Raw genomic sequence first — 15,655 nt, forward strand, 5'->3', positions numbered from 1 at the left:
ATCTGCATATGATCACGAACCATTCCGATCAACGGCAATGGTGCCATCATGACAATTGACAAACTCCGCATCACCCCCGTGGCCTGCACAGTGGCTGAATTCTGCCATTCACTCTCCATCGGGAAGACCCGCTTCTATGCCGAAGTGAAGGCCGGCCGGATCAAGGTGCTGAAATCCGGCCGCAAGACCCTTGTCCCCATCGGCGAACGCGAGGCGTACTTGAAACGTCTTGCCGACGCCGCCCAGGTCACCGGGAAGACCGGTAAGAGCCCCCATGACGCACTTTGATCCCTACGGGCAGATCAATGAGCCCCAGGGACGCGGGCACCCTGCCGCCATCACCAGGGGATCGAGCAGCCACGGCAGCGGCGGAATGGATCAAGCTCGGCAGGCATGACCTGTATGGGCTGTATAGCGGGCTCCGGGATATGCGGGACATCGGCGCGTGGGCGTTGTTGATCGCGCATTACATCTCAGCCCCCGGTCCAATCGGTGCAGCCACCCTTGTGGATATCTTGCCATTGGACGCCGCGAAGGCCGCAACTTTGCTGGAAAAGCTGAAACGTTTGCGTCGGATTGACACCGACGATGCTGGTCAGCTTCGCATTCCGATGCTGGACGAGAAGTTGGCGGCAGCAGCTACGGCAGCCGCAGAAGGACGAGCGAAAGCCAATAAAAGATGGAGATCGACCACCTAAGAGTTTGAAAAACAACGAAACCCGTTATGCACGCTGCATTGCCGCCTGTAATGCGGGTGGCACTGCACACTGTAATGCCACCCGCATTGCCACTGGCACTGAGAAGAGAAGAAGAACAGAGAAGAGCCCTCCCCCTGGCCCGCTCTTTCATCACGGGGCCGTAGGGACAGGGGGAGGGCAACCCACCCTATATCCCTCCCTTCTCGCGCGACTGTGGATAAGTCACGGCACCAGCGAGATTGCCCCGAAAATCTCGCGCCGCAGCAGGCCCAGCCGTGAGCGCTCCAAGGTGTAACCGGTGGGATCACTGACCGCCTCCGCAAACGTCTGCCGACGCGCCAGCATCTTCATCAGGTCGCGCACATGCAGGTCACGGCCCCGCATTCTCAGGCGGATCAGCCCCCATATCCGGTGTCTGTTTTCGGTGAAGACTTTCATTGTCTCAAAATCTGCACCCGTGGGGGTGAGTACCGGCCCAAAATAGTCATTGAGCCACACGATCAGCCGGATTTGGGGCGGTAGGACCTGTATGGCATGCAGCAGGCCCTGCAGCGTCTCCGCCTGCGCCCAACCACCGACCACGATGGAATGCACTTTTATGGTCCAGCCCTCTTTCAGGAGCGTTGACACGGTCTCCGGTGACGTCAGCCAATCCCCCATGGCCAGATACGAACTTGGGCCGGTATCAATCACCACGTCCCCTTGATGGGCGCGGATAGCGTCGGTCAGGGTGGCCATGTCCGCGCCGACCACCGCCGCCCCTGCCTGGAGGGTGTTGGAAAAGCTATTGTTCAGCCCATCCGCATCCACGGCCAGAACCTGGCTGGGAAACGCCCACTTTTCTCTCAGGTATTGGGTGAGGAACGTCGCCACGAGGGACTTGCCAATGCCGCCCTTGCTCTGAAACACCACATGCACTTCCCACATTTTCATGTCCCTATCAGTAGAGGTTGGTTGGATCGACCCTGCCCGCCGGGCCGAACGCCGGGCCAGACGGGACCGGCTTGGGCGCGGCGGGTGGCGGCGAGATCGTTGATGCTGGGGGAGCCGGCGGCGGCGGCACGAACGGTTGCCCGCGCGATGGCGGTACAAAGGGCGGCATCACCTTCTCGACCAGATACCGCCGCACATAGATTTGGAACTGGCGCAGCCCCAAGGGCAGATGCGGCGCGAATTGGCGATAGACGGCCGATATCGACCAGCCTTTCTCCAATTCCGCCATGATGGCATCACGGCGGGCCAGGAACGCCACCCTGCCCGCCGTCAATTGTCGTCTTGCTGTCATGTAATCACCTCTGGCTTACCGATACGAATCGGCGAGAACAGTCGGTAACGTAAAATCACATTGGGGCGAATAGTCTAAAAAATGCTCAGAACCAATACGAACAGAGACGAACAATAATACATACTTCAGACTAATATCGATGAGCTGCGAAGAAATCAGTATTCTCGCGAACACCTGAACTATATGCGCAGCCGGGCAGGATAGGTAATGTTGGCCAACAGCCCAACATTACAGCTTACTCGCCGACGGCTCGACGCGATCCGGCATCCGCCGGGCCAAGAGCGGGAGAAGGATGGACATGACAATGAAGGACCGGCCCGACGATCCGGCTCAGGCCCCCAGGGACCGGCAACGTACCCTGCGCGTCGTGGTCAACGACCATGAACGGGAACGGATCGAAGCCATGGCGAAGATGGCTGGCCTATCCCTGTCCGCCTACCTGCGCACCGCCGGCTTGAACCACCCGATCCGCAGCATGCTGGACTACGACGCCATCATGGAACTGATCCGCCTGCATGCCGACCTCGGCCGCGTCGGCGGCCTGCTGAAACTGTGGCTGGCAGACCGCAGGGGAGAAGTCGTGTCGGCGGAGATGGTAGATGCGGCGTTTGAGGAGCTGCGGGAACTGCGGGGTGTATTGTTCAGGAAGATTGACGAACTATCGGCCTGACGCCCCGCCGCGGCGATAACCAAGCAGCGACAGCGAATGCAGTAGCCTATCCCACCGCCCAGAGGCCCTGGCCGTGGCGGCGTTGTCAGCACATGATTTCTCAATCAGGAACTGCGTCGCGGCCCGCGCGACATCCAGGCGCAACTGCCCGCGTTCGTCATTTTCGGCCACCGCCAGACCTGCCCGGATATCATCCACAGCCAGGTCGAAGATGGTCCGCATGTCGATCTTCGGATCGGCCAGTGCCAGCAATTGCTCCACCTCTTCCCAGGCTTGGGCAGCCTTGTAGGTCTGCCCGCCCAGCGTGGCATCCTGCACCGCCACCGCGCGCATTAGGTCGCGCAGCACATCGGCGAAGTGGCGGGCGATGAATTCCGGGTTGGCGTTGGCTTCCCGGAAGGCCTGCATAAAGCGCTGACGCTCATCCATACTGTCACCCCACGCTGAACACTTTCATCACCTCATCGCCCAGATGGTTGATCACCTTCACCGCGATGCGGCCGCTTCTGGGCTTGTCAAAGGGGCGGCTGGTGTCGCTGTTCAGCGTGGCCCAGGCATCGGCGTCGATTTCCGCCTTCAAGGTGGTTTTCAGCGCCTTGTACGGGTCATTCTGCCCCAGGAAATAGGCGTGGCGGACGAAGAAGCTTTCTTCGTTATAATCCGTATCGATGAACCAGACGGCGATACTGCTGGTATCGTCGGTGTGGATATTGCCGGCCTTGAAGAAATCCACGCCCCTGATCTGGACCACGATGCGGCCATCATCCTGGGTCTGAATATCCACATCGGGTTCACCGAACAGGGTGAACAGGTTGCCGGCCCCCGTGGCCTTCAGGTCCTTGCCCATATGCAGGTCGGGATTCATCCGGGCCTTCAGCACGGGCACGCGGCCCAGCCGGTCGAATTCCGCCGAATGGGCATCGAAATTGAAGGCGCAGGCAATCACCACGTCAAAGCCGGCATCCGCCGCTTCCCGCGCGGCGGCCACCAGATCGGCCCGGGCCACGGTGCCGAATTCCGGACCGATGAAGATGCCCGCCCGCTTCTCCTTTGCCGGCTTCCCTGTCGTGCCGTCGGCACGCCCCGCCTCTTGCTCATCCTCCACATACCGCCCCTCCGCCGCGATGAAGCGGCCGGGCCAGCCGGTCAGGCTGGTGAAGCTGATACGCCCATCCTTGTGCGCCTGCTGCACCCCGGCGGATTTCAGGTTCTCCAGGATGGTGGCGGCAAAATCGGCCTCGTCACGTTGGGCGGCCTTGCGCCGGCCTTCGGCGGCGTCCAGCAGGTCGACCAGTTCATCATCCTGGTCGACGGCCAGAACCCGGTGCGGTGACAGGCTTTCCACCGTAAAGGGACCGGCCACGCGCACGCGGCCCTTATCCTCATAGGGGCGGTCGAACAGATATTCGAAATCCGCCTTGGCATTGATGGAGGCGTCGATTTCCCGCTGGCGGGCAATGCGCCGTTCCCACCATTGCGCGTGCAGCCCTTTGGCCGCGTCCGGCCATTTGGCATCCGCGTCACGCGGGATTTCCCATTCCGCCCAATCCTTGCCCAGCGCGCGGTTCAGGTCGGCCCGCAGCGGTTCCATCTCCGCCTGGAACCGGTCCCAGATCACGTCGATTTCGGTATTATTGGCGATGGATTTCAGGGTGATATGCGGCACGCGCTCATAGACGAAGCCCAGGCGGATATCGCCGCCGGTCCGTCCCAGGCGCGGGGCGCTGCGCGTCACCTCCGCCTCCTTGCGCTGCCCTTCGGCGCTGTCGGCCAGCAGGTAATAGGGGTAACGCGCCCCCATGATGCGGGCCCGCGCCAGCGCCAGGGAGACACGGCTGGTATCAATAGTGATCCAGCGCCGCCCCCATTGCTCCGCCGCATAAGCCGTGGTGCCAGACCCGCAGGTGGGGTCCAGCACGAGGTCGCCGGGATCGGTGGTCATCAGGAGGCAGCGTTGAACCGCCTTCACCCCACTCTGGACGACATAAACTTTCTCATCCGTGAAACTCCCTGTGCCTGTATCAGACCATACGTTGCCGATAGCTTGCGCACGGAAATCGTCAATAAATCGGACATAGGTCAGACTATTTTTTGCGGCTTTAATTCTACCCGCTCGAATAAGTCTATTGATCCCAATTTCGCCTGTTTTCCAGTACCCCTTTCCTGGTCCGTAAATTTTACCATCTACAGTGACAGGAAAATTTCCGGGCGGCCTTTGAGATGTAATGTTATCTTGTCGGCATATACCTGTCGTTTCTCCGGGCTGTAGCTTACTATTATCTACCGGAACAAAAGACCCGTCGTCCCCTCTTACCCATCGGTAAACACCGGATTTATCATCTTCCATTCCCTTTTGGAGAAGGGGCGCGCGATACTTGGTGAAAGTTTTCTGCTTCCCGTACCAAAGAATGTAGTCCGCTGTACCTGCGATAAATTCAGAGGTTTGGCTCGCTGTCTTTATCACAGTAATTTGAGCGCAACAGTTATCCTCCCCAAACACTTCATCCATCACCGCCCGCACGCGGTGGACATTCTCGTCCCCAATCTGGACGAAGATGCTGCCGCTGTCGGTCAGCAGGTCGCGGGCCACGGTCAGGCGATCGCGCAGATAGGTCAGGTAGGAATGGATGCCGTCGCGCCAAGTATCGCGGAAGGCCTTCACCTGTTCCGGTTCGCGCGTGATATGGCCCCGGTCGCCATCCTTCACGACATGACTGGTGGTGGACCATTGGAAATTGCTGTTGAACCTGATGCCATAGGGCGGGTCGAAATAGATCGCCTGCACCTTGCCGCGCAGCCCTTCGCGTATGGACAGACTGGCCATGACGGACAGGCTGTCGCCCAGGATCATGCGGTTCTGCCAATGGGCGTCGTGGGTATAGAATTCGGTCGCCGCCTCCTTCTCCGGCAGGCCGTTGAAATCGGCGAACAGGTCGGGATATTCCGGCCCTTCCTCCGCCCGCTTCTGCCGCGTCTGGCGCAGCAGATCGTCGATCAGCACCTTGGGGTGGACCTTCTCCTGGATGAACAGGGGCGGGGCCTGGACCACCAGATCCGACCAATCCTGTTCATCCTTGCCCCGCCAGACCAGTTGCGGGTCCAGATCCCGGTTCCGCCGCTCATACTCCACCCTGACCGCCCGCCGCTGCTCCGGCTCCATCACCGTCTCCAGCTCCGCCGTCGGCAGGTTCTTCCGCGTCGCCTCCGCATGACGCAGGGTCTCAACGGTCAGGTCTTTCTTGGATTTGGGCGGCATGGAGGTTCACTCAAAGGTTATGGAAGCTGGTGTGGCGCTAGGAAAAATTGACGAAAGCGATCAAATATTCCACTAATAGTCGATTAATCCTGCGCCGGATTTGGTTAAATTCCGATTGCCTTCAAAATATCTCATTGGCAATTATCGCTCACCCAATGAATGTCCCGATAATGAACTGTGCATTAATTATAAGAATTGGTGTTTGCATAGCCAAGATCATTAACTTTTTCTGTGAATTCCTCCCACATCTCCTTGAATGTTCTTCCGCAAAGCTCTTCTGCGCAATCCTCAAGATAACGTGTTTCCCCCTGATTATCGACATGCTCGTATTGAAAAATTTCAAGCTTACCCCAGTCCTCATTGATAAAGTTATACAAAAATAATTGATTTTCTTCTTTGATTTCCCTAAGGTGTAGATTGGGGTTTGATACATCGCACCCCTCCACATCATCCGGCCCTGAGATGCAATCTTCATAAGCTTTCATGATTATATTATAATATTCATTTATGCACTCATAATAAAAAGCGCAAATTGCGATGGCTTCCCAGTACAAACATGGGCCGATTGGCCCCGGAAACCCAGGAACACACGCGTAAAAGCCAGGCATTTTTTCAGGCATTTTTTCCACTTTCCCACTAGGAAAAGATGCCAAGCCCTTGTGGTTAACAAAAAACATAAATGGATGTTCCATTTTTTCTCCAAAGGCAGAAGTTTGTAATACTGCATTTACTCCGGCAACCGATCCGGGTTCGCCAGAGATTTGCGTTCGTCCGCCGCCAGCCGGCGTTCGACCTTCTTGATATCTTCCGCGGGCTTCAACGCCTCCGGCCGGATACCCCGGTCCAGCAGCGTTGCCCGCACGGCCGCGTTATTATGCTCATGTTCGGCAGAAATCTGGCGTTCCGTGCGCATGGCATGTTCGCGGGCGTTGAAGATGGTGATTTCGGTGGCGAAGTCCTTGGCCTTCAGGATGATGGTCGGCGCGAAATCCGCCAGGGGGCGACCATCCGGCACCTTCCACCGGGCCTTCATTTCCTGGGTGGACCGTCCGAACAGGGCCTTGTCGCCCTTGCTGCGGATCATGCCAAAATCCTGATTGCCGCCGGTCTGTTCATAGATGACAGACGACAGTTCCTTTTCCGTCTCCGTCAGCTTGCGCCGCGCCATCAAGCGTTCCGCCTCCAGCAACCGCTGTTCGATCAGTTCGGCGCGGCGGGTCTGAATGGCAAAATAGGTCTGGGCAAAGGCAATTTCCGGCTTCCCCGGATCGCCATTCTGGGCAATCAAGTAACAGGCGAAGCGGGTCAGCATGAGATCGTCAATCTCCCGCTGGCTGCCGGAACCCAGATCGACCTTTTTGGTGACGTCAACAAAATGGTGTTCGATCAGGTGGCCGGAAACCTCACAGGCGGTTTTCGCCTTTGTGACGACACGCTGAAAATTGCGCCATTCCGCATAGCCCAGCAGATGCTGAACATCGCGGGCCAGCCAGTATTCGACGCCATCCGCCTCCTGAGCGTGGTCCTCGAAACTGTCGGTCAGTTGCTGGATGATCTCAGTCTTCATCGCTTGCCTCCTCCGCCCGCCGCTGCGCCTGTTCCATCGCCGTCGCCAGCTTCGCCGTCGGCTGGTTCTTTCCCATCCCGTTCGCATGACGCCGGGTTTCAACGGTCAGGTCTTGCTTGGATTTGGGCGGCATGGGAACTCACACTCGACGGTTAGGGAAGCAGGTGGGATCAAACAAAGTAACAGAGGTTGATTTTCATTTTAACAAATTCCACCCATGGTGGATTGACTTTTCGACGGCGTTCGCCCATATGAAGGACAAATGGATTGGAAATTTCCGGTCGGCGTCTGGCCCTGGCAATTGCCGGGGCCTTTCGCTTTCTGAAGGGTGCCACAGACAGGCATCATGGAAACACCTTCATATCGATTAAGCCTGTAGTTTTTAGCGTTTAAATGGGTTGTTGCGTTCTTGTTCTTGTTCTTGCTTTAGTTTTTTCTCTTTCTCTTTCTCTTTCTCTTTCTCTTTCTCTTTCTCTTTCTTCTTCTGCGCAATCAATTCAATGACTTGTCTCTCGCAATCTTCTTTAAGTTTTTTTAGTCGCTTTGAAAGCGCCTCATTTTCTTCCGCTTTATCCCTAATCAAATTAAAAATCCGAATTATTTCCTGGATCTCACACCATATTATCGTCTGCGCTTCATCCAAGCTATACGCAATACCAATCAGATATGACTTTCCTCCAAGCGATACGTAGCATCTAATGAATATTTCCTTTAGAAGTGACTCTGGTATATTACGATCACGCCATTCAAAACCCCCATTCTCATGAATGATGAATTCTGTCGACACATTTATCTTCAATGTATCAAGAGACACAACTTCGATACTGCCGTAGATGGTCATATTAACTCCCTCTGCATAGCAAATGGCAAAAAGACTACGATCCTATTGTAATTTCCCAAATTGCAATGGGCGACGCTCAAGCAACCCTCCCCAGCGTGAACCCATCCACCAGCGTGCCGAAATTCTTCTCAATCTCGAACACTTCAGTGAACTCGGCAAAGGCCCAGCGGCCGAACTTGCCCAGGTTGTTGACGCCGGGCACCCAGTAGGTGCGCATGGTGTTGGCCTTGGCCCTGGCATCCTCCCCGCGCTGCCCCTTGATCTCCACGATCAGGTTCAACGGTTCCGCCCCGCCATCATCCAGGCGGACGATGAAATCGGGCAGGTATTTGCGGGACGTGGACCCGTCCAGCCAGGGCACTTCCAGGCCCAGATTCTGGTTCTTCACATAGGCCAGGACGCGGGGATGCGCCTCTGCCACCCGGCAGAATTCCGCCTCCCAATCGCTGTCGCAGATCACCCAATTGACATGGCACTTGGCCGGGTCGGTCTGCCAGCGGTCGGTCTTGGAGGTGTTGAAATTGACGAAGCGGGTAGAGCCGGTGGGGTTATAGCTGTCCAGAATGGCCTTTACCGGGCGTTCGCCCAGAAAGCTCTGGGTAATGGCACCCTTGATCTTCTCCGCAGCCATGTCGGCGATTTCCTGATAGATCACCTGGGCCGGATAGGTGCCGCCGGTACAGCGCAGATAGCCGCCATCCAGCCATTCGCGCACGATGCGCTTCAACTGGCCGAACAGGTGCAGTTTCGGTTCGTCCCCCGGATCGCGGAACTTCTGATAGATCAGGTGCTTGGTCAGGTGGAACAGGATGGTGGCCTCACGCATCTTTTCCAGATGCTTGATGGTCAGGTCCACCCCTTCACCGATGATGCCCTGGTTCTTGGTCACGGACGGCCCGACCAGATCAGGGTTCAGGTCCAGCACATGGTCAGGGCCGAAGGTGGCGCGCAGCCGTTCATCCGGCAGTTCGACACGATAGCCCTCAACGCGCGGGAAAATGATCTCCGCATGGTCACGGTCGGGCCGGACGGCGCGGACATGCACCGTCTCCCGCGGCTTGGCCGGCGGGGCGACGACGGGCTTGGCCGTAAAGTCGAACGGAATGCCCAGCACGTCGGCATATTCGACATTGAACAGGCCATCCTCGTTCAGATCATAGGATTGGCGGCGCAGGGCGCGGCCCACCACCTGTTCACACAGCAATTGTGTGCCAAAGGCGCGCACGCCCAGCACATGGGTGACGGTGTTGGCGTCCCACCCTTCGGTCAGCATGGAGACGGAGACGACGCAGCGCACCTGCTCCCCCAGCTTGCCCTTCTTGCCGACGGTGTTCATCACCTCGCGCAGCAGGTCGGTGTCGGAGATATCACCCGCCGCTTGGATATCGCCGGTGCGGGCGATGCGTTCCTTGCGGAACTGCTCAATCTCCATCGCCGCCATGGCGCGGAAATCATCATGCAGGGCGTCGCCGGCCTCCAACTGCTCACTGTCGATCAGCAGGGTGTTGGGGTGGGCCAGACGCTGGCCGAACTCATCATAATTGCGGAACAGCGGGAAACGCCCGCTTTCCAGGGTCTGCGTGCCGTCCGGGTTCTGCCGATGGAAGCCGGAGATGAAATCATAAACCAGCTTGGAAGAAGCGGTGTTGTTGCAAACCACGATGAAGACCGGCGGCACGCCGATCCCCTCCCGCCGCCACAGCTCAAACGTCTGGGCATAGTGGGCGTACAGCGCCTCCAATGCCGTTTGCAGGTCCGACGGCAGGGTCAGCGGGTCCAGCACCTTGCCGGCCCCGCGCCCCTTCTTGGGCATCTTCTTGCCGATATGTTCCCACAGGTTTCGGAACTTCGGCACCTCAGCACCGGGGATATTGTCCGCCACAGGCACGCGCGGCAGCTTCACAATCCCGCATTCGATGGCGTCCATCAGGGAGAAATCGCTGACCGTCCAGGGGAACAGCGTGCCCTCCGCATAGCCCGACCCGCGCAGGAAGAAGGGCGTGGCCGACAGGTCATAAACGGCACCGATGCCGATCTTGCTGCGCTGAATGGCCTCCAGCCCGGAAATCCACAGGCGAGCCGCCTCGTTATTGCGCTTGGCCTCGTCCTTCTCATCGCCCTTCAGGTCATCCAGGGCGTCCTCGTCATCACTCACCCGTTCGCGGTAGCAATGGTGCGCCTCGTCATTCAGGACGACGACATTCTTCATGCCCATCAGGTCGCCCATGACCCGGCGCAGCATTTCGCCATCCGTTTCCTGGGTCAGCAGCTTCTCCCCGCGCGGCCCTTCCAGCAGGGCGCGGGTGCCGGGTTTGACCTCCAACTTCTCTCTGAGTTTGAAAGCGTGGTAATTGGTGATGACGATCTTGGCCCGATCAATATCGGCCAGCATGTCGGATGGCACGATTTCCCGGTTACGGTAATAGCTGTCCGGATCATTGGGCAGTAGCACCCGCAAACGGTCCCGGATGGTGATGCCGGGGGCCACGATCAGGAACCCGCGCGAGAACATTTTGCTGTTGGGGTGGCGGACGGCATTGACCGTCTGCCACGCGATCAGCATCGACATGACAGTGGTTTTGCCGGCACCCGTCGCCAGTTTAAGGGCCAGACGAATCAAGGCCGGATTGGCCTGGGCATTCGCCCCCTTGATATGTCGCCAGAATTTCGCGGTACGCTGCCCCAGCTTCGGTGCCACCTCTGTCAGCCAGATGACGGTTTCCACCGCCTCCACCTGGCAAAAGAAGGGCCGCACGCCCTGGAAACTGTGATGCCGCCAATGCTGAAGCAGGCGGGCAGTTTCCGGCGTCACCTGCCACTGGTCTGGATTGGGCAGGTTCCGCCACTGATCAACGTAGGTTCTGATCTCGTTGATGATGGGGGTGGGGTTGTATTCTTGCTCCGTGGTGGACAGGCCGTCGCCCGCACCCAGATTCAGTTCGTCCTGCTGTGCTGCCTTCTTACGCTTCTTCGGCATGGGCACAGGGGTAATCAGGTCAGAATGACGCCGCGCCTCTACAATGCGGTTGGTTGGCTGCCGATCAGCAGCCAGCTCCCAATGCCGCCCCGGATAGGCGTAGGGAGAGTTCAGAATGGGCCGGTCAAAGAAGCTCTGACTCATAAAATTATATGCCTCAGCAGCAACGTACTCAGTCAACCTATGAGCTAACACAATCGGATCATAGAAATCCAGACGGCAGGATGGGATTCCGCGCGACAAGGTCATGCTCGGATCGACAAAATTACGGCGTCGATTTTCTGGAAACCTAAAACGAATAGGCAAATAAACTTGCCCACAAATGTATTCAATAACCCAATTTTATAACGCCATCGAGCGATGGAAAGGCAATTACATGGGTCGTTGCTTATGACGCTACCAGCTCAAGAAGCACTCGGAACGCCACAAATCTGCAGAGAAGCGCGCGATGGTAGGACGAAGAGTGATGATGGAAGCGTGCCGTATCGGCCATCATCAGAGTGGAAGCGACGTCCAAAATCCAGCGACTGGAGATTCGCTCCGGTTCGCCAGCGTCCGCCGACGCCCGTTGCACTTACAGCTCACTTACGAGATGTTAGCGTCGCCGTTGTGGCGACGCTAACCCCTTGAAAAAATTGGTGGGCCCGGAGGGACTCGAACCCCCAACCAGACCGTTATGAGCGGCCGGCTCTAACCATTGAGCTACAGGCCCCCACCATGCGCGGGGGCGCACAATGCCCCAAAGGCGGGCTCCAAGGCAATACGGGATTTTCAACCGGGCAATTCCCCTTTTCCGGTCAAAGCTGTGGCGGCTTCCCGCATCCCCCTTGCAACGGCGGCCATAGGCTGGCAAGGCTTTCCGCCATTCGTCCCTTGTCATCCCGCACAGGAAATGAAGGCCGCCATGCCCGGTCCCGTCACCGTCGATTTCTATTTCTCGCCCGCCAGCCCCTATGCCTATCTGGCCGGGACACAGATGATGAAGCTGCAGATCGAAACGGGCTGCCGGGTGGATTGGTATCCCGTGTCGGCCCGCGCCATCATCAAGGCCGCCGGATATGATGTGGAACAGGCCGTGCCGCATTCAGGGCAGTTCAGGCCCGAATACCGCCGCACCGATCTGGCCCGCTTTGCCAGGCTCTACGGCGTGCCGCTGCGTGACTACAAGGACGTCGTGATGCCGAACCCGCCGCGTCTGGCGCTGGCCTGTGTGGCCGCCCGCCGGTTTGACGCGGGGCAGGTTTTTGCCCGCGCCCTGATGAAGGCGATCTTCGTGGATGGGGTCAGCCCGGCGGACGACGCCCTGTGCATCAAGATCGCCAACGATACGGCGGGCATCGAACCGCATCTGTTCCAGCCCATGCTGGACGATCCGGAAACGGCCCGCATCCAGGACAGCTACGTCCAGACCGCCGTGGCCGCCGGCTGTTTCGGCGTGCCCAGCTTTGTGGTCAACGGTACCGAGATGGTGTTCGGCAATGACCGGCTGGCCCTGCTGAAACAGGCCGTGCTGGAGGCGAAGGCGGCAGCCTAACTACACCATCGCCGGGTCGCCATTGCGGTTGGCGACCGGCGGCGGGGCGGGGAACACGGCGATGATGGTATAGCCCTGATCGGCACCATACCGCTTTTCCACCTTGGCGCGGGCCGCATGTTCGTCAGGGGCCCAGACGCGGAACCGACGCTGGCCCTGCCAGGGGGGGCCATAGCGGCCAACCGAGACGGTCGGTGCCTCCACCGTCACGTGCCAGCCGGCATCGGCAGGTCCGCGTTTCTCGTCCAGAACAAAGGTGCGGTTGGCGGGGTGGGCCAGACGCTGCAGCTCCCCGTCTACCTGACTGATCTCCTCGATCAGATGATCGACGGTGCGCTGCTGGTTGCGCACCTCCCGGCCCAGCGTCAGACTTTCCCGCCCCGCCACGCGCAGCCGTTCCACCTGCTGCTGCTTTTTGCCGACAAGTTGTGTGACACGGCGACGGGTGTCGCGGACGCGGCGCATGGATTGTTCCAGGGCCAGGGCAAAGGCCACCCCCACGATCATCACCACCAGCATGATGGGACCGGTCATGACAGGCCCTCAGCCCGCCACGGCGGCATCCGCCGTCGGGGCCGCACTTTCCAGGGTGATGTTGAGCAGGGAATAGCCCAACGGCATGGGGAAGATGCGGCCCGCATCCCGCTTGGCATCGGAAAGATTGTCGGCCCAGATCTCGATCACCTGCGGGTTGGCCCATTCCATATCCAGGGTCGGATGACGCTTGCGGTCGGTCAGGGCCTGCTGCACCTGCCGGTTCACCATCCAGGCGCGGAACTTCAACAGGGCCTGCCCCTCCGGCCCGACGATGCGCACGGGCGCATTCGCCTCCCGTCGCGCATCGACCAGGGCCTTCTCCTGAAGGAAGCGGCGACGGCGCAGTTCGGCCAGTTCGGATTGCAGCTGGGTCAGTCGCGCCTTGCGGTCGCTGCGGCGCAGATCGAACTTCGCCTCCAGCAGGGACCGGCGCGGCAAGACCTCCTCTATCCGCTTCAAGTCGACGCCGGATTGTAGGGAGCTTTCGGCATAGCGGCCCATAAGATAGGTAAAGAGATAGGCACCAAGGCCCATCACCATCCCCATCATCAAGGCCTGCGTCCACCCCATCACCCTTGCACTCCCCTTTATCTGCGCAATAAATATGCAACTCTTAGGTTCAGACTCTATCAGGCATTTAAGATAAACGTTCGCGGTCGCGAAGGAAACCATTGATCCGATACCACCTAAGCCCAGGGCTGCGACAAGATGAATAGGGATGGTGTACCGCTTTTGGTGGTGCCCTGCCCGGTCGGGTCAGGCATGAGCCAATGACACAACGGCACCCGCCCCCTCCCCTTGCGGCCCGTGCCCACCCTGGCTAGGGTACGCGCCTTGGATTTAAGCCGCATCGGGTCGAGGTAAAGGTGTCCTATATCAGCACGCGCGGCCAGGCGCCCGCCCTGGCGTTCGACGATGTCCTGCTGGCGGGTCTGGCCCGCGATGGGGGCCTTTACGTACCGGCGGCATGGCCGAAACTGACCCCGGACGATCTGCGCCGTTTCCGTGGCTTGTCCTATGCTGAACTGGCGGTCGAGGTCATGCTGCCCTTCCTGGGCGGCACCATCGACCGGGCGGATTTCACCCGTCTGGTAAACGCCGCCTATGGCACGTTTCAGCACAAGGCCGTCGTGCCGCTGACCCAGATCGATGCTAATGCCTGGATGATGGAGCTGTTCCACGGCCCCACCCTGGCCTTCAAGGATGTGGCGCTACAGTTGCTCGGGCAATTGTTCGACCATCTTCTGGCCAAGAAGGACAGCCGCGTCACCATCGTCGGTGCCACCAGCGGCGATACCGGTTCGGCGGCGATCGAGGCCTGCCGTGATCGCGAGCGCGTCGATATCGTTATCCTGCATCCGCATAACCGCACCTCGGAGGTGCAGCGCCGGCAGATGACGACAGTCCTGTCGTCCAACGTCCATAATGTCGCTCTGGAAGGCACGTTCGACGATTGCCAGGACGCCGTGAAGGCGATGTTCAACGATCAGCCGTTCCGCGACGCGCTGAACCTGTCGGCGGTCAACTCCATCAACTGGGCCCGCATCGTGGCCCAGATCGTCTATTATGTGGCAGCGGCTGTGGCGCTGGGTGCGCCGGACCGCGAAGTGGCCTTTGCCGTGCCCACGGGCAATTTCGGCAATGTCTATGCCGCCTATGCTGCCCGCCAGATGGGCGTGCCGGTGGCAAAGCTGATCGTTGGCACGAACGAGAATGACATCCTGGCCCGCTTCTTCGCGTCAGGCGAGATGAAGGCCGATGGCGTGGTGCCCACCCTGTCGCCCTCCATGGATATCCAGGTCTCCAGCAATTTCGAACGGTTGCTGTTCGATTTGATGGACCGGGACGGTGCCGCCGTGGCGCAGTGCATGGCCGGCTTCCGGGAGACGGGGCGGTTTGAGGTCAGCCAGGGGCAGTTGGCGCGCGTGCGTGAACTGTTCGCGGGTTATCGCTGCGACACTGAACAGACGCTGGATGTGATGCGCGACGCCTATGCCGGTTCCGGCTATCTCGTCGATCCGCACAGTGCGGTGGGTGTCGCTGCCGCCCGCCATGCCGGTCTGGACCCGTCCATCCCCGTCATCGTCATGGGCACGGCACATCCCGCCAAGTTCCCCGATGCGGTGGAAAAGGCGACCGGCGTGCGCCCGCCTTTGCCCCGCCATCTGGCCGACCTGTACGAACGGCCCGAACGACTGGATATCCTTCCCAACGATATCCAGATATTGAAGGACTATGTGCGTGCCCGCGCCCGGGTCGCAAAGCAGCAAGCCTGAAACGGAACAGAGAT

16 protein-coding genes and 1 tRNA gene are annotated in these 15,655 nt (G+C 59.1%); 5 read left to right on the top strand and 12 right to left on the bottom strand.

All coding sequences use genetic code 11. The annotated features are described in order from the left end of the window. The first annotated feature begins 48 nt into the window (after positions 1-48). Both ABC729_RS10590 and ABC729_RS10595 read left to right on the top strand, forming a co-directional pair. Positions 49-288: a MerR family transcriptional regulator gene (locus tag ABC729_RS10590; protein ID WP_495607563.1), complete on the top strand. Its 240-nt coding sequence runs from the start codon at positions 49-51 to the stop codon at positions 286-288. Between the two features lie 17 nt (positions 289-305). Continuing rightward, the gene (locus ABC729_RS10595) at positions 306-698 is read left to right on the top strand and encodes a hypothetical protein (RefSeq protein ID WP_495607564.1); all 393 of its coding nucleotides are present in this window, start codon (positions 306-308) and stop codon (positions 696-698) included. A gap of 222 nt (positions 699-920) precedes the next feature. Here the strand turns inward: ABC729_RS10595 and ABC729_RS10600 are convergent, their stop codons facing one another. Together ABC729_RS10600 and ABC729_RS10605 are read right to left on the bottom strand one after the other, a co-directional pair. Beyond that, positions 921-1,631 (bottom strand): P-loop NTPase family protein, encoded by a 711-nt coding sequence (locus tag ABC729_RS10600; RefSeq protein WP_495607565.1) that lies wholly within the window; start codon positions 1,629-1,631, stop codon positions 921-923. 7 nt (positions 1,632-1,638) lie between these two features. Next, positions 1,639-1,983, bottom strand: coding sequence for a hypothetical protein (locus ABC729_RS10605; RefSeq protein ID WP_495607566.1), 345 nt, complete (start codon positions 1,981-1,983; stop codon positions 1,639-1,641). A gap of 298 nt (positions 1,984-2,281) precedes the next feature. On the opposite strand from ABC729_RS10605, the gene ABC729_RS10610 reads away from it, so the two are divergent. Continuing rightward, complete coding sequence (locus tag ABC729_RS10610; protein ID WP_495607567.1) at positions 2,282-2,653, top strand: plasmid mobilization protein; 372 nt, start codon at positions 2,282-2,284, stop codon at positions 2,651-2,653. On the opposite strand, the gene ABC729_RS10615 is transcribed toward ABC729_RS10610, so the two are convergent. From ABC729_RS10615 to ABC729_RS10650, 8 genes are all read right to left on the bottom strand, one after another. Further along, positions 2,642-3,082: a hypothetical protein gene (locus ABC729_RS10615; RefSeq protein WP_495607568.1), complete on the bottom strand. Its 441-nt coding sequence runs from the start codon at positions 3,080-3,082 to the stop codon at positions 2,642-2,644. The genes ABC729_RS10610 and ABC729_RS10615 overlap by 12 nt on opposite strands. A 4-nt stretch (positions 3,083-3,086) precedes the next feature. Continuing rightward, entirely contained in the window at positions 3,087-5,909 is a 2,823-nt protein-coding gene (locus tag ABC729_RS10620; protein WP_495607569.1) for a site-specific DNA-methyltransferase, read from the bottom strand. A 182-nt stretch (positions 5,910-6,091) separates the two neighbouring features. Then, positions 6,092-6,601 carry a hypothetical protein gene (locus tag ABC729_RS10625; protein WP_495607570.1) on the bottom strand — a complete coding sequence of 170 codons (510 nt, stop codon included), beginning with the start codon at positions 6,599-6,601 and terminating at the stop codon, positions 6,092-6,094. A gap of 35 nt (positions 6,602-6,636) precedes the next feature. Beyond that, a complete protein-coding gene (gene dinD, locus ABC729_RS10630) occupies positions 6,637-7,476 on the bottom strand; it encodes a DNA damage-inducible protein D (RefSeq protein ID WP_495607571.1) in 840 nt (279 codons plus the stop codon). Continuing rightward, complete coding sequence (locus ABC729_RS10635; protein ID WP_495607572.1) at positions 7,466-7,609, bottom strand: hypothetical protein; 144 nt, start codon at positions 7,607-7,609, stop codon at positions 7,466-7,468. The genes dinD and ABC729_RS10635 overlap by 11 nt, the downstream gene beginning before the upstream one ends. Before the next feature lie 249 nt (positions 7,610-7,858). Continuing rightward, the gene (locus tag ABC729_RS10640) at positions 7,859-8,317 is read right to left on the bottom strand and encodes a hypothetical protein (protein ID WP_495607573.1); all 459 of its coding nucleotides are present in this window, start codon (positions 8,315-8,317) and stop codon (positions 7,859-7,861) included. Between the two features lie 76 nt (positions 8,318-8,393). Beyond that, positions 8,394-11,438, bottom strand: a complete 3,045-nt coding sequence (locus ABC729_RS10645; RefSeq protein WP_495607574.1) for a BPTD_3080 family restriction endonuclease — start codon at positions 11,436-11,438, stop codon at positions 8,394-8,396. A gap of 492 nt (positions 11,439-11,930) precedes the next feature. After that, positions 11,931-12,006, bottom strand: a tRNA-Ile gene (locus ABC729_RS10650). A gap of 192 nt (positions 12,007-12,198) precedes the next feature. Between ABC729_RS10650 and ABC729_RS10655 the strand changes: the two genes are divergently transcribed. Then, positions 12,199-12,828 carry a 2-hydroxychromene-2-carboxylate isomerase gene (locus tag ABC729_RS10655; RefSeq protein ID WP_495607575.1) on the top strand — a complete coding sequence of 210 codons (630 nt, stop codon included), beginning with the start codon at positions 12,199-12,201 and terminating at the stop codon, positions 12,826-12,828. On the opposite strand, the gene ABC729_RS10660 is transcribed toward ABC729_RS10655, so the two are convergent. Together ABC729_RS10660 and ABC729_RS10665 are read right to left on the bottom strand one after the other, a co-directional pair. Continuing rightward, the gene (locus tag ABC729_RS10660) at positions 12,829-13,362 is read right to left on the bottom strand and encodes a hypothetical protein (RefSeq protein WP_495607576.1); all 534 of its coding nucleotides are present in this window, start codon (positions 13,360-13,362) and stop codon (positions 12,829-12,831) included. It lies immediately after the preceding gene. A gap of 9 nt (positions 13,363-13,371) precedes the next feature. Continuing rightward, positions 13,372-13,935 (bottom strand): hypothetical protein, encoded by a 564-nt coding sequence (locus ABC729_RS10665; RefSeq protein WP_495607577.1) that lies wholly within the window; start codon positions 13,933-13,935, stop codon positions 13,372-13,374. A gap of 296 nt (positions 13,936-14,231) precedes the next feature. On the opposite strand from ABC729_RS10665, the gene thrC reads away from it, so the two are divergent. Continuing rightward, positions 14,232-15,641, top strand: coding sequence for a threonine synthase (gene thrC / locus ABC729_RS10670; RefSeq protein WP_495607578.1), 1,410 nt, complete (start codon positions 14,232-14,234; stop codon positions 15,639-15,641). Positions 15,642-15,655 lie beyond the last annotated feature (14 nt).

The sequence above is a fragment of the Niveispirillum sp. CC-CTL257 genome (genome assembly GCF_059489915.1).

What these genes read in the sequence shown, in the direction of transcription:
- ABC729_RS10590 (WP_495607563.1), top strand. Translation starts at nt 49, where the DNA reads ATGACAATTGACAAACTCCGCATCACCCCCGTGGCCTGCACAGTGGCT.
- ABC729_RS10595 (WP_495607564.1), top strand. Translation starts at nt 306, where the DNA reads ATGAGCCCCAGGGACGCGGGCACCCTGCCGCCATCACCAGGGGATCGA.
- ABC729_RS10600 (WP_495607565.1), bottom strand. Translation starts at nt 1,631, where the DNA reads ATGAAAATGTGGGAAGTGCATGTGGTGTTTCAGAGCAAGGGCGGCATT.
- ABC729_RS10605 (WP_495607566.1), bottom strand. Translation starts at nt 1,983, where the DNA reads ATGACAGCAAGACGACAATTGACGGCGGGCAGGGTGGCGTTCCTGGCC.
- ABC729_RS10610 (WP_495607567.1), top strand. Translation starts at nt 2,282, where the DNA reads ATGACAATGAAGGACCGGCCCGACGATCCGGCTCAGGCCCCCAGGGAC.
- ABC729_RS10615 (WP_495607568.1), bottom strand. Translation starts at nt 3,082, where the DNA reads ATGGATGAGCGTCAGCGCTTTATGCAGGCCTTCCGGGAAGCCAACGCC.
- ABC729_RS10620 (WP_495607569.1), bottom strand. Translation starts at nt 5,909, where the DNA reads ATGCCGCCCAAATCCAAGAAAGACCTGACCGTTGAGACCCTGCGTCAT.
- ABC729_RS10625 (WP_495607570.1), bottom strand. Translation starts at nt 6,601, where the DNA reads ATGGAACATCCATTTATGTTTTTTGTTAACCACAAGGGCTTGGCATCT.
- dinD (WP_495607571.1), bottom strand. Translation starts at nt 7,476, where the DNA reads ATGAAGACTGAGATCATCCAGCAACTGACCGACAGTTTCGAGGACCAC.
- ABC729_RS10635 (WP_495607572.1), bottom strand. Translation starts at nt 7,609, where the DNA reads ATGCCGCCCAAATCCAAGCAAGACCTGACCGTTGAAACCCGGCGTCAT.
- ABC729_RS10640 (WP_495607573.1), bottom strand. Translation starts at nt 8,317, where the DNA reads ATGACCATCTACGGCAGTATCGAAGTTGTGTCTCTTGATACATTGAAG.
- ABC729_RS10645 (WP_495607574.1), bottom strand. Translation starts at nt 11,438, where the DNA reads ATGAGTCAGAGCTTCTTTGACCGGCCCATTCTGAACTCTCCCTACGCC.
- ABC729_RS10655 (WP_495607575.1), top strand. Translation starts at nt 12,199, where the DNA reads ATGCCCGGTCCCGTCACCGTCGATTTCTATTTCTCGCCCGCCAGCCCC.
- ABC729_RS10660 (WP_495607576.1), bottom strand. Translation starts at nt 13,362, where the DNA reads ATGACCGGTCCCATCATGCTGGTGGTGATGATCGTGGGGGTGGCCTTT.
- ABC729_RS10665 (WP_495607577.1), bottom strand. Translation starts at nt 13,935, where the DNA reads ATGGGGTGGACGCAGGCCTTGATGATGGGGATGGTGATGGGCCTTGGT.